19 protein-coding genes, 1 tRNA gene and 1 pseudogene are annotated in these 22,500 nt (G+C 62.5%); 17 read left to right on the top strand and 4 right to left on the bottom strand.

The features are described from left to right. The first annotated feature begins 1 nt into the window (after position 1). Positions 2-2,035, top strand: coding sequence for an ATP-dependent DNA helicase (locus tag RE432_RS17005; protein ID WP_310934715.1), 2,034 nt, complete (start codon positions 2-4; stop codon positions 2,033-2,035). On the opposite strand, the gene RE432_RS17000 is transcribed toward RE432_RS17005, so the two are convergent. Beyond that, positions 2,036-2,884, bottom strand: a complete 849-nt coding sequence (locus RE432_RS17000; RefSeq protein WP_310934713.1) for an outer membrane protein assembly factor BamD — start codon at positions 2,882-2,884, stop codon at positions 2,036-2,038. Between the two features lie 49 nt (positions 2,885-2,933). On the opposite strand from RE432_RS17000, the gene RE432_RS16995 reads away from it, so the two are divergent. The 9 genes from RE432_RS16995 to RE432_RS16955 all read left to right on the top strand — a co-directional run bounded on the left by RE432_RS16995 (position 2,934) and on the right by RE432_RS16955 (position 11,033). Beyond that, positions 2,934-3,896 carry an RluA family pseudouridine synthase gene (locus RE432_RS16995; RefSeq protein WP_310934712.1) on the top strand — a complete coding sequence of 321 codons (963 nt, stop codon included), beginning with the start codon at positions 2,934-2,936 and terminating at the stop codon, positions 3,894-3,896. Then, positions 3,884-4,690 carry a peptidoglycan editing factor PgeF gene (pgeF, locus tag RE432_RS16990; RefSeq protein ID WP_310934711.1) on the top strand — a complete coding sequence of 269 codons (807 nt, stop codon included), beginning with the start codon at positions 3,884-3,886 and terminating at the stop codon, positions 4,688-4,690. Before RE432_RS16995 ends, pgeF begins: the two co-directional genes overlap by 13 nt. A gap of 80 nt (positions 4,691-4,770) precedes the next feature. Then, a complete protein-coding gene (locus tag RE432_RS16985) occupies positions 4,771-6,402 on the top strand; it encodes a class I poly(R)-hydroxyalkanoic acid synthase (RefSeq protein ID WP_310934710.1) in 1,632 nt (543 codons plus the stop codon). A 26-nt stretch (positions 6,403-6,428) separates the two neighbouring features. Continuing rightward, on the top strand, positions 6,429-7,166 hold the full coding sequence (gene phbB, locus RE432_RS16980) for an acetoacetyl-CoA reductase (RefSeq protein ID WP_310934709.1): 738 nt from the start codon (positions 6,429-6,431) through the stop codon (positions 7,164-7,166). A 67-nt stretch (positions 7,167-7,233) separates the two neighbouring features. Beyond that, positions 7,234-7,797 (top strand): polyhydroxyalkanoate synthesis repressor PhaR, encoded by a 564-nt coding sequence (gene phaR / locus RE432_RS16975; RefSeq protein ID WP_310934708.1) that lies wholly within the window; start codon positions 7,234-7,236, stop codon positions 7,795-7,797. Positions 7,798-7,867: 70 nt separating this feature from the next. Continuing rightward, positions 7,868-8,404, top strand: coding sequence for an iron transporter (locus RE432_RS16970; RefSeq protein ID WP_310934706.1), 537 nt, complete (start codon positions 7,868-7,870; stop codon positions 8,402-8,404). Then, positions 8,404-8,748: a cupredoxin domain-containing protein gene (locus RE432_RS16965; protein WP_310934705.1), complete on the top strand. Its 345-nt coding sequence runs from the start codon at positions 8,404-8,406 to the stop codon at positions 8,746-8,748. The genes RE432_RS16970 and RE432_RS16965 overlap by 1 nt, the downstream gene beginning before the upstream one ends. A gap of 13 nt (positions 8,749-8,761) precedes the next feature. After that, a complete protein-coding gene (locus RE432_RS16960) occupies positions 8,762-9,613 on the top strand; it encodes an FTR1 family protein (RefSeq protein WP_310934703.1) in 852 nt (283 codons plus the stop codon). Positions 9,614-9,623: 10 nt separating this feature from the next. Next, positions 9,624-11,033 (top strand): 4Fe-4S binding protein, encoded by a 1,410-nt coding sequence (locus tag RE432_RS16955; protein ID WP_310934702.1) that lies wholly within the window; start codon positions 9,624-9,626, stop codon positions 11,031-11,033. A 15-nt stretch (positions 11,034-11,048) separates the two neighbouring features. Here RE432_RS16955 and RE432_RS16950 read toward each other — a convergent pair whose 3' ends face one another. Continuing rightward, positions 11,049-12,212 (bottom strand): GNAT family N-acetyltransferase, encoded by a 1,164-nt coding sequence (locus RE432_RS16950; protein ID WP_310934701.1) that lies wholly within the window; start codon positions 12,210-12,212, stop codon positions 11,049-11,051. Positions 12,213-12,226: 14 nt separating this feature from the next. Here RE432_RS16950 and RE432_RS16945 point away from each other — a divergent pair, with 14 nt between their 5' ends. Beyond that, complete coding sequence (locus RE432_RS16945; RefSeq protein ID WP_310934700.1) at positions 12,227-13,315, top strand: GTP-binding protein; 1,089 nt, start codon at positions 12,227-12,229, stop codon at positions 13,313-13,315. Here the strand turns inward: RE432_RS16945 and RE432_RS16940 are convergent. After that, positions 13,292-13,615, bottom strand: coding sequence for a hypothetical protein (locus RE432_RS16940; RefSeq protein WP_310934699.1), 324 nt, complete (start codon positions 13,613-13,615; stop codon positions 13,292-13,294). The two genes, RE432_RS16945 and RE432_RS16940, sit on opposite strands and share 24 nt — an antisense overlap. 522 nt (positions 13,616-14,137) lie before the next feature. Next, positions 14,138-14,214, bottom strand: a tRNA-Met gene (locus RE432_RS16935). A 68-nt stretch (positions 14,215-14,282) separates the two neighbouring features. On the opposite strand from RE432_RS16935, the pseudogene scpB reads away from it, so the two are divergent. From scpB to rbfA, 6 genes and pseudogenes are all read left to right on the top strand, one after another. Then, positions 14,283-15,002, top strand: a pseudogene (gene scpB, locus RE432_RS16930) (SMC-Scp complex subunit ScpB); the annotation flags it as partial. 1 nt (position 15,003) lies between these two features. After that, the gene (locus RE432_RS16925; RefSeq protein ID WP_310934698.1) at positions 15,004-16,779 is read left to right on the top strand and encodes a pseudouridine synthase; all 1,776 of its coding nucleotides are present in this window, start codon (positions 15,004-15,006) and stop codon (positions 16,777-16,779) included. A 294-nt stretch (positions 16,780-17,073) separates the two neighbouring features. Then, the gene (gene rimP / locus RE432_RS16920; RefSeq protein ID WP_310934697.1) at positions 17,074-17,562 is read left to right on the top strand and encodes a ribosome maturation factor RimP; all 489 of its coding nucleotides are present in this window, start codon (positions 17,074-17,076) and stop codon (positions 17,560-17,562) included. Further along, complete coding sequence (gene nusA, locus RE432_RS16915) at positions 17,559-19,043, top strand: transcription termination factor NusA (RefSeq protein ID WP_310934696.1); 1,485 nt, start codon at positions 17,559-17,561, stop codon at positions 19,041-19,043. Before rimP ends, nusA begins: the two co-directional genes overlap by 4 nt. A gap of 68 nt (positions 19,044-19,111) precedes the next feature. Beyond that, the gene (gene infB / locus RE432_RS16910) at positions 19,112-22,057 is read left to right on the top strand and encodes a translation initiation factor IF-2 (RefSeq protein ID WP_310934695.1); all 2,946 of its coding nucleotides are present in this window, start codon (positions 19,112-19,114) and stop codon (positions 22,055-22,057) included. Positions 22,058-22,062: 5 nt separating this feature from the next. Continuing rightward, positions 22,063-22,473 (top strand): 30S ribosome-binding factor RbfA, encoded by a 411-nt coding sequence (gene rbfA / locus RE432_RS16905; RefSeq protein ID WP_310934694.1) that lies wholly within the window; start codon positions 22,063-22,065, stop codon positions 22,471-22,473. Positions 22,474-22,500 lie beyond the last annotated feature (27 nt).

Raw genomic sequence — 22,500 nt, 5'->3', positions numbered from 1 at the left:
GATGCTTTTGCAAGAACTTTCCGATATTTTTGCCTCCGATGGCCCGCTTGCCCAGGCTGTGCCAGACTACCGCCCCAGGCAGGCACAACTGGAATTGGCCCAGGCCATCGAAGAGGCCTTGCTCAATCACACCACGCTGATTGCCGAAGCGGGCACCGGCACGGGCAAGACCTGGGCCTACCTGGTTCCCGCATTCCTGAGCGGCAGCAAGGTGCTGGTGTCCACCGGCACCCGTACCTTGCAGGACCAGCTGTTTCGCCGCGACCTGCCCCGCTTGCGCAACGCGCTGGCCTTGCCGATCTCGGTGGCGCTGCTCAAGGGCCGGGGCAATTATGTCTGCCACTATCATCTGGACCGCCTGGCGGGCGACGAGCGGGCCCTGAAATCCCGCTCTGAAATCGGCCAGTTGCGCCAGATCCAGGTGTTTGCCCAGCAGTCCAGGACGGGCGACCGCGGCGATCTGGCCGAGGTCCCGGAAGATGCCGATATCTGGAGCAGGGTGACGTCGACACGCGAAAACTGCCTGGGCCAGGAATGCCCCAACGTGCGCGACTGTTTTGTGCTGAAAGCGCGCCGGCAGGCCCAGGACGCGGATTTGATTGTGGTCAATCATGCGCTGTTCATGGCGGACCTGGCCTTGCGCGAAGAAGGGATCACCGACCTGCTGCCCACCGTGGAGCTGGTTGTCTTCGACGAGGCGCACCAACTGCCCGACATCGCCACACGCTTCCTGGGCACCAGCGTTTCCTCGCATCAGTTGCTGGATCTGGCGCGCGCCGCCGAGGTGGCGGGCCTGGCCCATGCCCGGGAATCCACCAACTGGAGCGAAGCGGGCAAGCGGATCGAGCATGCCGCCCGCAAGCTGCGCCTGGCGGCCGCGCCGATCGAGAAAATGCCCGGGCGCAAGGCCACCTTCCAGGCCATTCCCAACCCAGAGGAATTCGACGCGGCCCTGGATGAGCTGCTGGTGGTCCTGGATCAGAGCATTCTGCTGCTGAATGTGGTCAGCGAAAAGCATCCGGACCTGGCCGCGGTGGCCAAGTCCTGTCTGGACATTCGCGCCCGGCTGTATCAATGGACCCAGCCGGACCGCCAGGGCCGCAATGCGCTGGCGCCGGTCCGGCAAGACGACGAACCCGCCCATCCGGACGACCCGGATGGCAAAAGCGAGCCTGCCGTGCGCTGGGTAGAGCAAAGCCTGCACCACATGCGCCTGCACAGCGCCCCGTTATCGGTCGCCCGTATTTTTTCCCGTTACCGTAGTAAAGAGCAGGCCTGGGTGCTGACATCGGCAACCTTGTCGGTGAATGGCGATTTCGGGCATTTCCTGCGGCAACTGGGGCTGTGGGATGCGCGCACGCTCAGTTGGGAGTCTCCCTTCGACTACGCGTCGCAAGGCGTGCTGTATGTGCCTAAAGCGCTGCCGCTTCCCAGCGACCGCTATTTCAATGAGCGTTTCGTCGATGCGCTGATGCCCTTGGTCAAGGCGTCGCAGGGGGGCGTGCTGGTCCTGTGCACGACCTTGCGGGCCGTGGACCGGATCGCCGAGCTGCTGCAGGAACGGTTCGACGACGAAGCCATAGACCGGCTGCTGCTGCGCCAGGGGGAAAGCGCGCGGCGGGCCTTGCTCGAGCGCTTTCGCGCCGGCAACAACGCCGTGCTGGTCGGCAGCGCCAGCTTCTGGGAAGGCATAGACGTGCCGGGCGATGCGCTGACCCTGGTGGCCATCGACAAGCTGCCGTTCGCGCCGCCCGATGATCCGGTGCTGGAGGCGCGGCTGAACGTATGCCGCAGCCAGGGCGGCAATCCTTTCATGGAATACCAGCTTCCCGAGGCGGCGATCGCGCTCAAGCAGGGCGCGGGGCGGCTGATCCGGTCGGAGCGGGATTGGGGCGTATTGATGGTGGGCGATACGCGGATGATAGACAAGCCTTATGGCCGTCTGTTATGGCGCGGCCTGCCGTCCTTCGCGCGTACGCGCGAGCCCGGGCAGGCCGTGGAATTCTTTCGCAAAAAGCAGCAGGCCGGGGCCTGATCAGAACCAGTTGATGGGGTTCCACAGGCTGCCGCCGGGCTCGCTCAGCCCCTGCTGGTAATACTTGCTGTTGGGGTAGTTCTGATCCAGCACACGCTTGGCATCGTCGCGCAAGTCGTCCAGTTGCAGCTTATCGTACGACAAGTACATCAGGTATAGCGCTTTCTCGGAAGCCGGCACGCCCTGGAAATCGGTAATGACGGTTTGCGCGCGGTTCACGGCCGCCACATAGGCGCCGCGCTCGTAGTAGTACTGGGCGACGAGCACTTCATTTTCCGCAATGGTGTTGACCAGCCAGGTGACGCGTTTTTTTGCATCGGCGGTATAGCGGCTGTCGGGATAGCGGTTGATCAGCTCGTTGAACGAATCGTAGGACTCGCGCAGGCCCTTGGGGTCGCGTTCGCTGGGATTCTGGCGGGTGATGTTGGTGAACGAGGCGCTGGGCGGCGTGAAGGTGATCAGGCCCTTCAGGTAAAGCATGTAGTCCGTGCCGGGATGGTTCGGGTATTGCTGCTGGAAGCGGTCGATGGCCGCCAGGGCCTGTTCGGGTTCATCGTCTTTCCAGTTGACGTAGGCCTGGTCAATGAGCGACTGCTGGGCATACCCCCCAAACGGATAGCGCGCTTCGACGGCCTCGAGGCGGGTCCGTGCCTCGTTCCAGTTGCCCGCGCTGATTTCCGCGCGCGCATCCTGGTACAAGCGTTCGGCGGTCCAGCCGATCGTGGGGTCTGTCTCGACCTTGCTTGTGCCGCATCCGGCAATCAGCACCGCGGCAGCGAAGGCGATTGCAGCGCGGCTTAACCGTGCAAGGCCGGAAAATCGGGGTTGATTGGGGTTGATACGAGTCACAAAAGCGTCCTTGGTGTTAGCATGCAGGCTGATTATATGATTTGTCGCCATGCCTGACACAGATATTGCCACAGAAAGTTTGCCGTCGGCCGAGCCGCTGGAATTTCTTATTCCTTACACGGCCTTGCCAGAGCGGCTGGACAAAGTCTTGGCCAGGCTGATGCCGGCGCATTCCCGCAGCCGGCTGCAGGGGTGGATAGAAGGCGGGCATGTGCTGGTCAACGGCCAGCCCGGCCGCATCAAGCAAATGGCCAACCCGGGCGACAAGCTGGTGGTTCATGAGCAGCGCCCGCCCGAATCGTTGGCCTTCACGCCGGAACCGGTCGATTTTACCGTGGTCGCCGAAAGCGGCGACTGGATCGTCGTCGACAAGCCGGCGGGCCTGGTGACCCATCCGGGGGCGGGCAACTGGAGCGGCACCTTGCTGAACGGCTTGCTGTATCGCTATCCGGAACTGGCCACGGTGGCGCGCGCCGGCATCGTGCACCGGCTGGACAAAGATACTTCCGGGCTGCTGGTGGTGGCGCGCCACGACAAGGCGCAAACACATTTGGTCCGCCAGTTGCAGGCGCGCAGCGTAAGCCGCGAGTACGTGGCATTGGTGCATGGCCGCCTGACCCGGCCGGGCAGCGTCAAGCTGGCCATCGGGCGGGACCCCAGGGTGCCCGTGCGCATGGCGGTCGAGCATCCCATTGCGCCCAAGCCCGCCTTGACGCACTATGCGCCGCTGCGTGCGGGACGGACAGCCGATGACGCGGTCGTCACGGAAGTGGCCTGCAAGCTGGAAACAGGCCGTACCCACCAGATACGTGTGCACATGATGAGCTTGCGTCATCCCCTGGTGGCGGATGTGCTGTACGGCGGCAAGCTGGTGGGGGGCGCCTTGCGGCAATTGCTGCACGCCAAGGCCTTGAGCTTCGACGACTGCTCGACCGGCCGGCGCATGGCATTCGAATCGGCCCTGGCGCAGGACTTTCAACAGATCATCGACCATATCGCATGGGAAACCTGAAACAAGCCGCCATTCCGCTCGTGTCGGGGCTGCCCTGGACGGGCGTCCACTACTTTTGCACGACCCGGCAGGGCGGCGCCAGCACCGGGCCGTGGGCCTCGTTCAATCTGGGCGAGCATGTGCAGGACGAGGCGGCGCGGGTTCAAGCCAATCGGCAAAGCCTGGACGCCCTGTTGCCCGGCGAACCATTGTGGCTCAAGCAGGTGCACGGCGCCGAGGTGTTCGATGCCGACCGGGCGGCGGGCATCGGCCAGGGCGGCGATCCCCCCACGGCCGATGCGGCGGTCACATCGCAGGCCAATCGTGTGCTGGCGATCATGACGGCCGACTGCCTGCCTGTTGTGCTGGCCAGCACCGACGGCCGCTATTTGGGCGTGGCGCATGCTGGCTGGCGCGGGCTCGCCGCCGGCGTGCTGGAAAACACCTTGCAGGCCCTGCGTGAGCGCGCGCCGGCCCAGACGTCCTGGCGGGCGTGGGTGGGTCCGGCCATCAGCCAGCGGCATTTCGAAGTGGGCGCCGATGTCTATCAGGCTTTCACACAGCGCGATCCCGGCACGGCGGTTTTCTTTGCGGAAAAGACGGCGGGGCTGAAATGGCTGGCCGATCTGCCGGCGCTGGCCAGACACCGTTTGCATCAGGCGGGCGTCGCCAATATCGAGCTGAGCGGCCAGTGCACTTTTGAGCGGGACGGTATGTATTATTCTTATCGGCGCCATGCCGTGACGGGGCGGATGGCGACGCTGGCATGGCTGCAAGAACGTGGCCAGATGCAGCGTAGCGGGCCAAGGGGGTAGCGACTTACCCTGATTGACAGAGATTTGATTGCCATACAAGATGGGGTCAAAGCATAAGGTTTCTGTAAGGTGTCTGAATCGTGAGTAAACCGTTTTCGTCAGAATGGCCGGTACCGGTAAGCGTAGCGCCTGACAAGCTCGCGGAAATCCAGGCAGAGTTTGCGCGTGAATGGCTGCGCATCGCCGAAAGCGCCCAGCACGGCTTGCTCGAACCTCCCGCCGATCGCCGTTTCGCCTCGAAGGCCTGGGCCGCCAACACGCCCTTGCTCATGACGGCGCACACCTACCTGCTGTCGGCCAGGGCGCTGAACCAAATGGTCGATGCAGTGCAGGTCAGCGAATCCGTACGCAACCGCTTGCGCTTTGCCGTCATGCAATGGATCGAGGCGGTTTCGCCCTCCAATTTCATGACCACCAATCCCGATGTCCAGCAGGCGCTGATCGAAAGCAATGGGCAGTCTTTGCGCAAGGGTGTGCAGAATCTGTTCGAAGACATGCAAAAGGGGCGGCTCAGCCAATCCGACGAATCCCGCTTCGAACTGGGCAAGAATATTGCCGTGACACCGGGGGCCGTGGTGTACCAGAACGCCTTGATGCAACTCATTCAATACGCGCCCGCCACCGGCAAGGTGCACAAGATTCCCCTGGTGCTGGTTCCGCCGTGCATCAACAAGTTCTATATTCTCGACCTCCAGCCCGAGAACTCTTTCGTCAGGCATGCCGTCGAGCAGGGCTTTACGGTTTTTCTGGTCTCGTGGCGCAATCCGGCTGCCGCCGACGATGACGGCATCGATACCGCCACCTGGGCCGACTATCTTCAGCATGGCGTGTTGCAGGCCCTGGACGTGGCCTGCGCCATCTCGCGGCAAAAGCAGGTCAACGCCCTGGGCTTTTGCGTCGGCGGAACCTTGCTGGCTTCGGCGCTTGCGTTGGCTCATGCGCAAGGAAAAGATCCCGTCGGCGCGCTGACCTTGCTGACTACGCTGCTCGATTTCGAGGAAACCGGCGTGCTCGATGTCTTCGTCGATGAATGCCACGCCCAGGCGCGCGAGCGCCAGCTGGGCGCAGGCGGCCTGATGTCCGCCCGCGAACTGGGGACTACATTTTCCTTTTTGCGTCCCAGCGAGCTCGTCTGGAATTACGTCGTGGGCAACTACATGAAGGGCGAGGCGCCGCCTGCCTTCGACCTGCTGTACTGGAATGCCGATGGCACGAATCTGCCCGGGCCTTTTTTCGCCTGGTATTTCCGCAATACCTATCTGGAAAACAACCTGAAAGTGCCGGGGCGGGTCAAGGTCGACGGCTACCCGCTCGATCTCAGCGCCTTGACCATGCCTGTCTACATTTACGGCTCGCGCGACGACCACATCGTGCCCTGGCATGCCGCGTACGCCACAAGCAACATATTGCGCGGCCCCATGCGCTTCGTCCTGGGCGCCTCGGGCCACATCGCGGGGGTCATCAATCCGCCCGCCAAGAAGCGCCGCTGCTATTGGGCGCACGAAGCGCCCAGCCCGCATGCCGACATGCCGGGCGATCCCGAAAGCTGGCTGGCGGCGGCCGACGAACATGCCGGCAGTTGGTGGCCCGACTGGACCAACTGGCTGGCTTCGCATTCAGGGGCCATGCAGCGGGCGCCGGCAAAACCCGGCAACACCCGCTACCCGCCCCTTGAACAAGCACCCGGCAGCTACGTTGCGGTGCGAGCGTAATTCAGAGATATTCAAAGGAGAACAACATGAGTGGAAAACTGGCTTACGTGACAGGGGGAATGGGGGGCATAGGCACGTCCATATGCCAGCGTCTGGCAAAAGAAGGCTACACCGTTGTCGCCGGCTGCGGCCCCAGCCGCAATTTCAAGCAGTGGCTCGATGAGCAGGCGGCGCTGGGCTACAAGTTTCATGCTTCCGTCGGAAACGTATCCGACTGGGAATCCACCGTGACCGCTTTCGAGCAGATCCGCGATAATCTCGGGCCGGTCGATGTGCTGGTCAATAATGCCGGCATCACCCGCGACGGCCTCTTCCGGAAAATGAGCCAGGAAGACTGGCGCGCTGTCATCGACACCAATCTGAACAGCCTGTTCAATGTGACCAAGCAGGTCATCGAAGGCATGGTCGACAGGCAGTGGGGGCGTATTATCAATATCAGTTCGGTCAACGGCCAGAAAGGGCAGTTCGGCCAAACCAATTATTCGACGGCCAAGGCCGGGATACATGGCTTCACCATGGCCCTGGCCCAAGAGGTTGCCAGCAAGGGGGTCACCGTCAATACAATCTCCCCGGGGTATATTGGCACTGACATGGTCCGCGCCATCCGCCCCGACGTGCTCGAAAAGATCGTCGCCACCATTCCTGTAAAACGCCTTGGCACACCCGAGGAAATCGGTTCCATCGTGGCATGGCTGGCATCCGACGAATCGGGTTTTGCCACCGGCGCGGACTTTTCCTTGAACGGTGGGCTGCATATGGGGTAGATTGCCGGACAACGCGGCTTGTCCATCCTGTTTGTCGGTTTCCCGTTCACGTATTCGGCCTTAACTCATGACGCAATCTCAAGCAACAAGCTCTACCCGCCTGATCAAAAAATATCCCAACAGGCGGCTTTACGACACACGCACCAGTGCTTACATCACGCTGTCCGATGTCAAGCAACTGGTGCTTGACTGCGAGGAGTTTCAGGTTGTCGACGCCAAATCGGGTGACGACCTGACCCGCAGCATCCTGCTGCAAATCATTCTTGAAGAAGAAAGCGGGGGCGTCCCCATGTTTTCGCCCACGGCGCTGTCGCAGATCATCCGTTTCTACGGCCACGCCATGCAGGGGGTGATGGGCTCCTACCTGGAAAAAAATATCCAGGCCTTCATCGATATCCAGGATCGCATGGCCGAACAGTCCAAAGGGCTGTACGGAACCCAGTTCGGCCCCGAGGCCTGGGCCCAGTTCATGAATGTGCAAACCCCTGTTTTGCAGAACATGATGAACAACTACGTCGATCAAAGCAAAAACCTGTTTGTCCAGATGCAGGATCAGATGCAGGACCAGACGCGCAATATGTTTTCCGTGTTTCCGTTCAACCCGGTCCCGCCCAAAGACACAAAAAAATAAGCCTTTTCAGACGCCTGTAAGTCCCTTGGTTTCATAATGAGAACCAATCTTGTTTATGGAGCTTGCAGGGATGAAACGGCATGGGTTGACAATACTGCTCGGGATGGGCCTGACGATGACGGCCGCAGCGGCCGAATATCCCATAGGCCAGCCATCGGAACAGCACGGCCTTGAGGTCGCTGCCGTCTATCTGCAGCCCGTCCAGATGGAGCCTGCAGGGCTGATGCGCGATACGCGCGACTCCGACATCCACCTTGAAGCCGATATCCACGCTACAGCCGACAACAAGAACGGTTTGCCCGAAGGGGCGTGGGCGCCTTACCTGGTCGTTCATTATGCCCTGCAGAAAGCGGGCAGCGATCAGGTTCACAAGGGGGAACTGATGCCCATGGTAGCCAATGACGGCCCGCATTACGGGGATAACGTCAAGCTGGACGGCCCGGGCAAGTACCAGCTTACGTTTTCCGTTGCTTCGCCCGACGCCGGAAAAATGAATCACTTCGGCAGGCACGTCGACAAGGAAACAGGGGTCGCCCCCTGGTTCGATCCCTTCGAGCTGCATTACGATTTTGTCTTTGCGGGCACCGGCAAGAAGGGCGGTTATTGATGTCTGGACTGGGCCGTTGCCTGGCGGCCATATGCCTGGCGGCAGCGGGCAGCGCGACCGCCCTGGCGGCGGAATTGCCGACCTTTACGCTGGTCTTCAAGCCTGACGGCACATTTGAGCCCGCCCGCCTCGACGTGCCTGCGGGGCGCTTCAAGCTTGTGCTCATCAACGAGAGCAAGGAGCCGGTCGAGTTCGAAAGCCTGCCGCTGCGTACCGAAAAAGTCATGGGGCCCGGGGTCAAGTCCTTCGTTGTGATCACGATTTCACGGCCTGGCGAGTATCCCTTCTTCGATGATTTCCACCAGAACATAAAAGGCACGCTGGTCGTGCTGCCCAAGCCCTGAACCGCCACCCATCATGGAACAAGTCGCTGTCATCGTCTGGCGTGAAAGTGTCGAGGCGCTGCTGATCGTCGGTATTCTTTTCACCTGGCTGCGCGCCAGCCCGGAAGGCCGCAAAGGCTTGCCCTGGCTATGGGGCGGCGTGGCAGCGGGTTTGGTGCTCGCGGTCATGCTGGCGCTGGTCTTGCTGGGGGTTTCGTCATGGCTGCCGGCCGAAGGGCAGGAATGGTTTCAGGCGCTGATGGCGCTGCTTGCCTGCGTGCTGGTCGTGCAAATGGTGGTCTGGATGAGGCGCCACGGCCGCACGCTGAAGCATGAACTGGAAGGCGGTGTCAGCCGCTCCGTGTCCGAGTCGAACTGGTGGGGGCTGCTGACCCTGGTCATGATCGCGGTGGCCCGGGAAGGCAGCGAAACCGTGGTGTTCCTGTACGGCAGTATTTCGGCGGGCGCCGCCAACGGGTCGGCAGGCAGCCTGGTGCTGGCCGGGTGCCTGGGTTTTTTGGCGGCGCTGGCCTCGTTCTGGCTTTTGCAACTGGGCGGCCGGCTGATTACGTGGCGCCGTTTCTTCCGGTTGACGGAAATCCTGTTGCTGCTGCTGGCCAGCGCCTTGCTGGTAAGCGGCCTGGACCGCCTGATTTCGCTTGGCGCGCTGCCCACCCTGGTGGACCCGATATGGGACAGTTCCTGGCTGCTGGACAGCAGCGGCGGGCCTGGAAAGATTCTGGCTGATTTCGCCGGCTATCGCGATTACCCCGCGCTGTCTCAGTTGCTGATCTGGATGGCGTACTGGATGGGCGTCTATCTGTTGCTGAAACGGGCCGCCGCGCAGGCTGCGCGCGCCGGGCGTCCGTCAGCCAGCACGGCGTAGGCGGCTACCCATGACACCGCGATGGCAATCGGGCCTGGCCAGCTTTGGCGACTTTCTGCGCGACCACGCGCCCCTGTTGCGTGGGCTGCAATGGGTGATCGTGGCCTTCTATCTGGTGCTCCTGATTGTGCCGGCTGTGTTGCCCCTGCCGGACCGCACGGCATCGGTGTTGAACAACCTGACGGTTTTCGCGCAGTTCGCCTTCTGGGGGATCTGGTGGCCCTTCGTATTGCTGTCCATGCCTTTGTTTGGACGCGCCTGGTGCGGCTGGTTCTGTCCGGAGGGAATGTTGTCGGAGTGGGCCAGCGAATGGGGGCAGAGCAAGGCCATCCCTAAATGGATGCGTTGGGGCGGCTGGCCTTTTGTGGCTTTTTCGCTGACCACCATTTACGGCCAGTTGGTCAGTGTCTATCAGTATCCCTGGGCCGTGCTGGCTGTGCTGGGCGGGTCCACCGCCGCTGCCATGCTGGTGGGCTGGCGTTATGGCCGGAGCAAGCGGGTCTGGTGCAAATACTTGTGTCCGGTCAACGGGGTGTTCGGCCTGCTGGCCAAGCTGGCGCCCTGGCACTATCAGGTGGACGAAGAGGCCTGGCGCCATCCCCAGCGGCGCACCCGCGCCATCAACTGCGCGCCGCTGGTGCCTTTGCGGCATATGCAGGGGGCGTCCGATTGCCATATGTGCGGGCGCTGCAGCGATTATCGGGGGGCCATCCGGCTGACGCTGCGCTCTCCCGAGTCAGAGGTCTTGCGGATTGCCAGCGGCGATGCATGGCAGACGGCGCTGATTGTTTTTGGCCTGATGGGGTTGGCGGTGGGGGCTTTCTTGTGGAGCGCCAGCCCGTGGTTCGTCCAGCTCAAGCAGGCCGAGGCCGCCTGGCTGATCGACCATGACATCTACTGGCCCCTGGCGCAGAACGCGCCCTGGTTTGTGCTGACCCATTACCCCGAAGTCAACGACAGTTTCAGCTGGCTGGATGGCGGCGTCGTGCTGACATTCATTGCCGCGGCGGCGCTGTGCCTGGGCGGCCCGGTCTTGCTGGGCTTGTGGGTGGCGGACCGCTGCCTGGTCCCGGCGTCCGCGCCGCATGTCAAATCGGCCGGCAATCCGCTCCAGGGTGTTTTCAGCGGCGTGCACAAGCTGGCCCAGGGCCTGATTCCTGCGGCGGGAGCGGGTGTTTTCCTGGGGCTTTCAGCCACGACGCTGACGCTGTTGCGGCACGAAGGCATGAGCACGGCCTGGGCGCCCGCCGCGCGTTTTGCCTTGCTGGGCCTGGCCATGCTCTGGAGCCTGCGGCTGGTCTGGCGCATGACGGGCTTGCGCACGAACGCCTTGCCGAGGCGGGTGCTGGCTTTGCTGGCCGTGGCGCTGGGTACGGCGCCGTTCTGTGCCGCCTGGGTGCTGTTTTTTGTGGTGTGGTGAACCCGCGGCCAATCGTCAGCCCGGGCCGGGCTTGAAAGGCGTGTGATCCAGCAGCGCATCCAGATAGGCGCCGACGGCGGGCGATTCCTGAGCCAGGTAATCGTCGATCGCCAGGGCAAAGCGGTCGTCTGAAACCCAGTGCGCCGAATAGGTCTTGACGGGCAGCAGCCCGCGCGCAAGTTTGTGTTCGCCCTGGGCTCCGCCTTCAAAGACGGCAAGCCCATGGGCGATGCAAAATTCAATGCCTTGCATATAGCAAGTCTCGAAGTGCAGGCCGGGTATAAAACGCAGGCTGCCCCAATAGCGGCCGTACAGGGCCTGGCCGCCACGGATGTTCAGCGCTGCCGCCACCGGCTCGCCGTCCTGTTCGGCCAGTATGATGACCATGCAGTCGGCCAGATGGGTTCTGAGCTGCTCGAAAAAGGCCATGCTCAGATAAGGGGCGTTGCCGTGTTCCCAATACGTCTGCTCGTAGCACCGGTAGAAGAAAGCCAGGGCCTTGTCATCGATCTCTTTGCCTTGCAGCCATTTGAAACGAACCCCCGCCTGCGCCGATTTCTTGCGATCCTGCTTGAGCTTCTTTCTTTTCTGCTGATTCAGGCTGGCCAGAAAGTCCGCCATCTGCGCATAGCCCTGATTGGTCCAGTGGAACTGAACGTTGTACCGGAAGCGGAAGCCCGCCTCGGCCAGCGCCGCCTGTTCATGTTCGGCGGGGAAAAGAATATGCAGCGATGACAATCCGTGCTGCCGGCATAGCTGGATCGCTTCGCGGGCCAGCAGAACCCGGTCCGCATGCTCGCCGGCCAGCAGCCTTGGGCCCGTTACGGGGGTGAAGGGGATGGCCGAGAGCAGCTTGGGATAATAATCCAGGCCATGCCGCTCGAAAGCATGCGCCCAGGCATGATCAAACACATATTCGCCGCGGGAATGGGATTTCAAATACAGGGGCAAGGCGCCTGCCAGCGCGCCATCGCGATGCATCAGCAGGTAATGCGGCGCCCATCCCGTTGCGGCGGTGGCGCATCCCGTCTGGTCCAGCGCCAGCAGGAAGGCATGCTGGACGAAAGGCTGGTCGCCCGCCAGCCGGTTCCATTGCTCGGGGTTAATATCTTCAAGGCGTCGTGCTAGGCTGAATGTGACTGGCAAGGCTGTCTGGCTGTACTTAAGGGTTGGCTTCATGGGGAGTGTAGTGCATGGGCGGGAAAATACCCGTAACGGTGGTGTCAGGTTTCCTGGGCAGCGGCAAAACCACGCTGCTCAACCGCCTGTTGAACGATAGTGCGCCGGACCCGGCCGCCGCGTTCGCACCGTCGCGCATTGTGGTGCTGATCAACGAGCTGGGCGATATCGGCCTGGATCACGAGCGCTTTGTGCAGCTTGACGACCATATGGTGCTGCTGGAGTCGGGCTGCATTTGCTGCGCCGTGCGGGGCGACCTGGTGAATGCCTTGCAGCGTCTGTTCCTGGATGCGCTGCACAGGAAAATTCCGCCGTTTTCCGCGCTGGTGATCGAGACCACCGGCATTGCCGACCCGGCGCCCATTATGTATACCCTGCAATACGAGCGCTTTTTGGCCGACCGCTATGCCTATGCCGGATGCATCACGGTGGTGGATGGCCTGCATGGCGCCGCGCAACTGCAATCGCAGCCGGAAGCGGCGCAGCAGGCCGTGTTGGCGGATGTGTTCGTCCTGAGCAAAGCCGATCTGGCCGGCCCGGATACGCTTGCGGCCCTGCAGGCTGCGCTGGCGCGCATCAATCCGGGCGCCCTGCAGTATCGGATGCAAGCCTTGCCCAGTCCCGGCGCCTTGTTGCGCATGGCGTCCGAACGACAAGGCGGCATGCCGCGCCGGGGCGGCGCCCACGCATGGGCGGACCGTGTCGCCGGCCGGCCGGCGCCCGTGCATACCGGGGTGGGCGTCGTGACGATGAGGTGGGAGCGGCCCCTGGACCGCCCGGCGTTCAACCGCGCCATGCCCGGCTTGCTGGCCCCGGAGGGGATGTTGCGTTTGAAAGGCAAAATCCATTTTCAGGGCGAGCCGGGTGTCTTCGCGGTGCATGCGGTGCATCAGCAGCTCTATCCCATCGAGGCCATCGAGCCCGAAGCGGCTGCGCCGCGGCGCGGTCCCGGCCCCGAAGAACAAGAGGCATCGGCCGCGGGCGCGTCGGTGCTGGTGCTGATCTTCCGCGGTGTCGATGAGGCCGGCCTGGTGGACCGGATTCATGCGATGTTGCCGGGCGGCGCCAGAATATTGTCGTCAGATGGCAACTTTATCCAGTGAATTGTTGCATTGCATCCCGGCAGATGGTGTAATGAACCCATTACTGCCACCAGGCTGGCTGCATCGCTGCCATACTTCGATGTCACGCTGACTACACGGGTTTTTTATATTAAGAATGTGTACAAGCGCCTGCTGGTTCAGGCCCGCGATGATTCCATGCTCGCCGGCCATCGCAATATAAATTGAATAATTTTTAAGCAAACGTCTTTTGCTTGCGCCAGGCGGCATGTCCCATGCGGGCGGGTGTCTTTGGCGAACCAAAAGCGCTTGAATCACATATTTCACAGTCGTTTGTTGCACGTCTGCGATCAGGCCTCGGGCCGGACGCAGCCCAGGGCATCAAGCTGCTTATTGAAATAGGAATAATGGCTGATATCCCGTATCAATCCGGCACGGACCAGACAGGCGAATCGCACCAACGTCGTGCGTATGCGCTGTGCCGGCTCACACCCTTTCTCGATAGGCTTGGCAGACAACTGCCGGCGGATCCGATCATGCGCCTGCTGTGCGTGGCGTGTGCTGTTTACGGACGATGGTGCGCGGCCAGGCTAAAGCACGCGTTTGTTTCCGGCGCCGCCGTGGCGGCGGGATGGATGCAGGCGGGACATGAAATCGGCGGGAATCCGCAGGTCAACAAAGCAGGCCCGGCGCGGGGCCAGGAATCAGCTCAAACACGTATCGGGTCAACGTTCATCGGGTCGGCGTTCGTCGGCTCAACGTTCATCGAGCCAAAGCGCATCGGGCCAAAAAACAATCAGGCCAACAATGCAAGCCAAACAAAACGGGCCAATTGCTTTTGGCAATTGGCCCGTTCTGGAAATCTGGTTGCGGGGACAGGATTTGAACCTGTGACCTTCGGGTTATGAGCCCGACGAGCTGCCAGACTGCTCCACCCCGCGTCTGAAGAAAATGATATTAACCCATACAAGAATTTTGTGCAACTTTTAAGACAAATAGCCCTACATTGATGACTGAAACCGAGATCATCCGCGTTCTGGAAACAGCGCTTTTGTGCGCGGACGAACCCATGCCCCTGCCCGAGCTGCGCAAACTGTTTGCGACAGAGGAACTTTCCCCCGACGATCTGCGCCGGCATCTGGCTGTGCTGCAGCAGAATTGGGCCGAAAAAGGACTCGAGCTGGTTGCCCTGGCAGGCGGCTGGCGATTCCAGAGCCGGCCCGACATGCAGCGCTATCTGGCCCGCCTTCATCCCGAAAAGCCGCCCCGATACTCGCGGGCCGTGCTTGAGACCCTGGCCATCATTGCGTGGCGGCAGCCGGTGACCCGGGGCGATATCGAAGATATTCGCGGCGTGACGGTGTCATCGCAAATCATACGTACGCTCGAGGATCGCGGCTGGATCGAGGTGCTTGGCTATCGCGACGCCCCGGGCCGGCCGGCCTTGCTGGGCACGACCCGGCAGTTCCTGGATGACCTGGGACTGAAAGCGCTGGATGACCTGCCCGAGCTCGAAACGCAGGACGCGGTCGTGGCGCTGGCGGGACTCGAGTTCGAAGAGGTGACGGAAGCCGCCGCCGGCGAACCGGTGGACGCCGTCGCAGGCGAGTTGACGCAAGCAGAAGCAAGCGAATCGGTGGAAGCTGCCGCTGACGAATCGTTGGAAGCCGCCTCTGGCGAGTCAGCAGACACAGAAATAGAAGAGATTCACATGGAGTACCAGAAAGAAAATGAGTGACATGAACGAAGAATTGGGCTCGAGCACACACGATGTGCCGGCGCCTTCAGGCGCCGATCAAGCGGGTGACGACACCAAGGCGGCTGCGCCGCGTGGCCGCGGCCGCAAGCTGCGGACGCCGTTTCGGCGCCGGCGCGGCGATGCGCAGCCTGACGCGCCGGCAGACGAGGCCGCCCAGCCGGTCGCTCAGGCAGCGGATGCCGACGCCGGCCCTGCGGCTGCGCCGCGGGCTGCGGCCAAGCCGGCCCGGAACCCGCGCCGTCGCAAGACGGCTGGCGCCGACGCGCCGGCTGTAGAGAAAAAAACAGGCGAAGGGCAGGGCGGCAAAGCACGCGGGCAAAGTCCGCGGCACGTAGAAAGCCTCGAGAGCGAAAAAGAGGCGGAGCAGGCCTTGACCTATCTGGATAGCGCCGCGCCGATTTCACAGCGCCTGGGCAAATACCTGAACAGCGATGCGTTGATGCCCAAGCTGCACAAGGTGCTGGCGGATGCGGGCGTGGGCTCGCGCCGTGAAATGGAAGAGCTGATTGTTGCTGGACGCGTATCGGTCAATGGCGAGCCTGCCCATATCGGGCAGCGTGTCGGCCCCAACGACCAGGTGCGGGTCAACGGACGGCCGGTGACGCGTCCCAATGCCAAGAAGCCGCCGCGCATCATTCTTTATCACAAGCCGGCGGGTGAAATCGTCAGCCACGATGACCCGGAAGGGCGTGCCACCGTATTCGCCCGCCTGCCCAAGATGCGTGTGGGCAAATGGCTGTCGGTGGGGCGTCTTGATCTGAACACCGAGGGCCTTCTTATCTTGACGACGTCCGGCGACCTGGCCAACCGTCTGATGCACCCGCGCTACGGCGCGGAGCGCGAGTACGCCGTGCGCGTGCTGGGCGAGCTGGGCGAAGAGCAGCAGGCCAGCCTGCTTAAAGGCGTGCAGCTCGAAGATGGCATTGCCCAGTTCGGCTCCCTGGATTATCTGGGGGGCGAAGGCAGCAACCGCTGGTATCGCGTGACCTTGAAAGAAGGGCGCAATCGCGAAGTCCGCCGTATGTTCGAAGCCGCCGGCGTGACGGTAAGCCGGCTGATCCGCACACGATTCGGCGAAGTGGTTCTGCCGCGCAATCTGCGCCGGGGGCGCTGGGAAGAGCTCGACAGTACGCTGGTGACGGCGCTGATGCTGCAATTGGGCTTGTTGCGCGAAGATGATGCCGATGGTTCGCCGGGCGGACGGCGTGAGCGTCAGCCCATATCGCACGACAGCGCCTTGCCGCCCGGATTCGGGACGATGGAGCGCAATGGCATGAACGGCGCCAAGGTCAGCCGGCGCGGCAAGCTGTCCGGCGGGCGCATTCAGCGCGGCGCAGCCAGCGAGGCCTATCCCTCGGACCCCTACGGTACGGGGCTGATGTTCAGCGGCGGGCTGCCCAATGGCCATCCTACGGCGGGCGGGCGCGGAAAAGCGGCGGGCGGCAATAAAGCGGGCGGCCGGAACAAGAAACCGGCCGGGCAGGCCCGTGGCGCTCGCCCCGAGGGCGGTGCGCGAGCCGAAGGCGGCGCGGCGGCGGATGCGCGCCGAAGAGGTCCGGGGGCGCGTCCTCCAAAGGCCGGTGGCCCCAAGCCTGCGCCGCGCGCGCCGCGAAGCGAGAAAAAGCCGAAGGCGGGCGGTTCCCGGTCGCGCGGCGGCGCGGCCGCCCATGGCGACGACTGGCAGCCCCGCAGCGCGTCGGCGCATGAGTCGCATTTGGGCAAGCTGGGCGGCGGCCGCGGCCGCTGATGCACCCAGGCCGGACACGGAATCGTGTCCGGTGTTGCTTTTTAAGTGTAAGGCCCAGACATAACAGGAAAATTTCTGAATTTCTGTTAGAATGTAGGGCTTTACAGCTATATTGTTTTTGTTGTGTGGGCCCGTTGCCCCGGCTAACAATACTAGCGGCACATTTTCGGATGCGCCTAGGGTGGCAGGTATTGGGCAGCGCAGGTGCCGCAGGGCATATGCTGCAGCCTGCGCTTTGCTTACCGCGGGTGCAGTAACAGTGGGCTGGTATACAGCCCATTTTTTTTGGATTTTATGGCAGATATATTCGCTTTGACACAAGAGGCCCTGGCTGGCATGGATGTCGAGCTTGTCGATGTTGAACGCGCCCCGCTCGGGCTTTTGCGCGTGACCATCGATCGCCCCGACGGTGTCCGAATTGAAGACTGCGAACAGGTTTCTAAACAATTGTCGCGCGTATTCGAGGTTGAAAACGTCGATTACAAGCGTCTTGAAGTGGGCTCGCCCGGCATAGACCGCCCCCTCAGGCAGGTTGCCGATTTCATCCGGTTCGCCAATGAACGGGTCGAAATCAGGCTGCGCGAGGCCATTGACAACCGCAAGGTATATGTGGGTTTGCTTCGTGTCCCCGAAAACGCGGCTTCCGATACGTCCGTCTCGCCGGTGTTCGGCCTAGAGCTCGAAACCGGCTCAGGCGAAGGGCAGGTGCTTGACTTTACCTTCGACGACGTTGAACGTGCAAAACTGGATCCCATTCTCGATTTCAAGGGTAAAAAGCGATGAGTCGCGAAATTCTTTTACTGGTTGACGCCTTGGCGCGTGAAAAAAACGTAGCGCGCGAGGTCGTTTTCGGCGCGCTTGAAAACGCTTTGGCATCCGCCATGAAAAAGCGCTTCAAGGAAGATGCCGATATACGCGTCACCATTGATCGCACGACGGGCGAGCATGAAGGCTACCGCCGCTGGCTGGTTGTGCCCGACGACGCGGGCCTGCAAGAGCCCGATCAGCAGGAAATGTATTCCGACGCACAGGAAATCGTGCCCGGGATCGAAGTGGGCGAGTACATCGAAGAAGCGCTCGAGCCTGAAGAATTCGGCCGGATCGGCGCCCAGGCGGCCAAACAGGCCATTCTTCAACGCATACGCGATGCCGAGCGCGAGCAGGTGCTGAACGATTTCCTCGAGCGTGGCGAAAACATCATTTCGGGCACCGTCAAGCGCATGGACAAGGGCGATGCCATTATTGAAACCGGCAAGATCGAAGCCCGGCTGCCGCGTACCGAAACCATCCCGAAAGAAAACATCCGGGTAGGGGACCGCATACGCGCCTGGGTGCTGAAGGTCGACCATGCCGCGCGCGGCCAGCAGGTCATCCTGTCGCGTACGGCGCCCGAATTCATTCGCCAACTGTTCGAGAACGAAGTGCCCGAAATAGAGCAGGGCCTGCTTGAAATCAAGGCGGCCGCCCGCGACCCGGGTGTCCGGGCCAAGATCGCCGTCATCGCCTACGACAAGCGTATCGATCCCATTGGCACCTGCGTAGGCATGCGCGGTTCGCGTGTGACCGCGGTGCGCAACGAACTCGGCGGCGAACAGGTCGACATTGTGCTGTGGGCTGAAGACCCGGCTGAATTCGTGATCGGCGCGCTGGCGCCCGCTCATGTCGAATCGATTGTGGTCGACGAAGACAAGCACGCCATGGATGTCGTGGTCGATGCCGAAAACCTGCCCAAGGCCATCGGGGCGCGCGGCCAGAACGTACGGCTGGCTTCCGAGCTGACCGGCTGGCAGATCAACATCATGACGCCGGAAGAAAGCCAGAATCGCCAGGAAGAAGAGCGTACCGAGCTGCGCCAGGCCTTTATCAGCAAGCTCGATGTCGATGAAGAAGTGGCCGACATCCTGATCGATGAAGGGTTTACCGGCCTGGAAGAAGTCGCCTATGTGCCGCTGCAGGAACTGCTCGAGATCGAAGCCTTCGATGAAGACACGATCAACGAGTTGCGCACCCGGGCCCGCAACGCCTTGCTGACCGAAGCCATCGCGCAGGAAGAGCGCGTACAGACGGTTGCACAGGATCTGCTGGAAGTCGAAGGGATTACGCCTGAACTGATCGCCAAGCTGGCCGAGAACGAAGTGCTGACGCTCGACGATCTGGCAGAGCTGGCCACTGACGAACTGTCGGAAATATCCGGCATGTCCGAAGAAGAAGCCAGCCAGATGATTATGCGTGCGCGAGCCCACTGGTTTGACGACGAGGCCTGACCAGCATGCCAAGTCAGAGTCAGGGTGTATTTGTTGAGAAATAGTAGTAGCAAGCAAGAGAGAGTCGAATGCCGAGTAACACCGTCGCCCAGTTCGCTGTTGAACTGAAAATGCCTGCGAACGTACTGCTGGAGCAGTTGCGTTCCGCTGGCGTTGAACTCAAGTCGGTTGACGATGCCGTCACCGACGCGGATAAGGCGAAACTCCTTGATTCGTTGCGCCGCGCCCATGGAGGGAGCGAGGGCAAGAAAATCACCTTGACCCGCCGTCAAACCTCTGAAATCCGGCAGGCCGACGGTTCGGGGCGGTCGCGCACGATTCAGGTAGAGGTGAGAAAGAAGCGCGTGTTCGTCAAGCGCGATCCCGCCGAACTCGTCAACGAAGCTGGACGGGCCGAGGAAGCGGCCGAATCGGCCCAGGAAGCCGCTGCCGCGGCCCCGGTCGACACGCAAGCCGACTCTCCGGTCGAGCAGCGCGTGCCGGTTGAAGCGCCTGCGCCAGGCGTTGAAACCGCCGACGCGCCGGTTGCCCAGGATCCCGCTGCCGATCAGCCCAAGGCCGCTGAGGCAGAGACCGCGCCGGCCGAAGCAGCCCAGGCTGACGAGCAAGCCGCCAGTGCGTCGCCCGCCGAGCCTGCCGAAGCCGAGCAGCCGCAGGTTGAACCTGCCACCGAATCACCCGCTCCGGCGCCCGCCGCGGCTGACGACCGTCCCGCCGTCGCGGCTGAGCCCCCGGCAGAACCCGTCGCCGAGCCAGAACCGGAAGTCCAGGCACCGGCCGAGGACGCCGCGGCCGCCAAGCCGGCTGCCGCCCGCTCGGGCAAGACCGCCGCGCGCCGCGCCGCGCCAGCGCCCGAGCCCGTCGACGAAGAACGCGAGCGCGCCCGGCGCGCCGCCGAGGCTGAAGCCGCCGCCTTGCGTGAAATGCTCAACCGCCCCCGCAAGGTGCTGAAAGCCGCCGAGCCCGAAGCCGGTAATCTGTCAGGCACTTTGCACAAACCGGCTGGCGCCAAGGGCGCCAAGAAGGACGGCAAAGCGGGCGAAGTCAAGAAAGTCATCAAGACCGCCGAAGTGTCGTCCTCTTGGACCGACGACAGCGGGCGCAAGAAGCCCGCGGCCAAGGCCGATGCGCCTCCGGCCAGCCCCAGCCGCGATGGCTGGCGCGCCGGCGGCAAGGCAGGCAAGGGCGCCAAGGGCGGCAATGCCCGTGGCCGCGGCCGCAATGCCCAGCCCGAGCGCAAAGAAGTGCAGCCGGTCGAATTCATCGCCCGCGAAGTCCATGTGCCCGAAACCATTTCGGTGGCCGACCTGGCCCACAAGATGTCCGTCAAGGCGGCCGAAGTCATCAAGCATCTGATGAAGCTTGGCCAAATGGTGACCATCAACCAGGTGCTCGATCAGGAAACGGCCATGATTGTGGTCGAAGAACTGGGTCATACCGCCATTGCCGCCAAGCTCGACGATCCCGAGGCCTTCCTTGACATCGCCGAAGGCCCCGACGCCGAAGAACTGCCCCGCGCGCCTGTGGTGACCGTCATGGGTCACGTCGATCACGGCAAGACCTCGCTGCTCGACTATATCCGCCGCACCAAGGTGGCATCGGGCGAGGCGGGCGGCATTACGCAGCATATCGGCGCCTATAACGTCAAGACCGACCGCGGCCAGGTGACCTTCCTCGATACTCCCGGGCACGAGGCCTTTACCGCCATGCGTGCGCGCGGCGCCAAGGCCACCGACATCGTCATTCTGGTGGTCGCATCGGACGACGGCGTCATGCCGCAAACCAAGGAAGCCATTCACCATGCCAAGGCAGCCGGCGTGCCGCTGGTCGTTGCCATCACCAAGATCGACAAGCCGGACGGCAACCCCGAGCGGGTCAAGCAGGAACTGGTGGCCGAAGAAGTCGTGCCGGAAGAATACGGCGGCGATGTGCCCTTCGTGGGCGTGTCGGCCAAGACCGGCCAGGGCATCGACGAATTGCTGGAAAATGTCTTGCTGCAGGCTGAAATCCTTGAACTGACCGCAGCGGTCGACGCACCGGCCAAGGGTATTGTGATCGAGGCGCGCCTGGACAAGGGCCGTGGTCCGGTCGCAACCATTCTGGTCCAAAGCGGCACCCTGAACCGCGGCGACGCTGTCCTGGCCGGCGCAAGCTTTGGCCGCGTCCGCGCCATGCTCAACGAGAACGGCAAGCCGGTCAACAGCGCCGGTCCTTCCATGCCGGTCGAAATCCAGGGCCTGACCGAGGTTCCGGCGGCCGGCGACGAAGTCATCGCCATGGCCGACGAGCGCAAGGCCCGCGAAATCGCCCTGTTCCGTCAGGGCAAGTTCCGCGACGTCAAGCTGGCGCGCCAGCAGGCCGCCAAGCTCGAGTCCATGTTCGACAACATCGGCGAAGGGGTGCAAACTCTGGCGCTGATCGTCAAGACCGACGTACAGGGCTCGCAGGAAGCGCTGGTGTCCTCGCTGACCAAGCTGTCCACCGACGAGGTGCGTGTGCAGGTCGTTCATGCGGCCGTCGGCGGCATCTCGGAAAGCGACGTCAACCTGGCCATCGCTTCCCATGCCGTGGTCATCGGCTTCAACGTCAGGGCCGAGCAAAGCGCCAAGAAGCTGGCCGAGAGCAACGGCATCGACCTGCGCTACTACAACATCATTTACGATGCGGTAGACGACGTGCGCAATGCGCTGTCGGGCATGCTGGCCCCCGAGAAACGCGAAGAAGTCATCGGCATGGTCGAAATCCGCGAAGTCTACAACGTGTCGCGCGTGGGCAATATCGCGGGCTGCATGGTCACCGACGGCGTTGTGCGCCGCGACGCGCAAGTGCGTCTGCTGCGCAACCACGTGGTGCACTGGACGGGCTGGCTCGATTCCCTGCGCCGCTTCAAGGACGACGTCAAGGAAGTCAAGTCGGGCTTCGACTGCGGTATTACCCTCAAGGGCAATAACGACATCGAAATCGGCGACCAGCTTGAAATCTTTGAAATCAAAGAAATCGCCCGGACGCTCTGATCACCATGGGTCGACACAAGTCCAAACCTAATCCGGGGCGCAATACCCGGCTTGCCGACCAGATCCAGAAGGATCTGGCCGGCTTGATCCAGCGCGAGCTGGATGTCTCGCGCGCCGGCTTGATTACGCTGACCGGCGTCGAGCTGTCGGCCGACTACGCGCATGCCAAGGTGTATTTCACCGTCATGGGGGCCGAGCCGGAAGCGGCCACCGCGGCGCTGGCTGAAAAAGCCGGCTGGCTGCATTCGCTGCTGTTCAAGCTGCTGCACATTCATACTGTTCCTACACTGCGCTTCATCCACGACGACCAGCTCGCCCGTGGCATCGAACTGTCGCAACTGATCGACCGGGCCAATCGCCCGCAGGTCGAACCTTTCAAGCCCTCGGAACCCGAGGACCCCGACGAACAGCCATAGGGGCTGTCGTTTTTGCATGGATTTATA

The sequence above is a fragment of the Pusillimonas sp. SM2304 genome (assembly GCF_031628915.1).
Classification (GTDB): Bacteria; Pseudomonadota; Gammaproteobacteria; order Burkholderiales; family Burkholderiaceae_B; genus Pusillimonas_C.
This window is presented reverse-complemented; position numbering and strand designations above follow the sequence as displayed.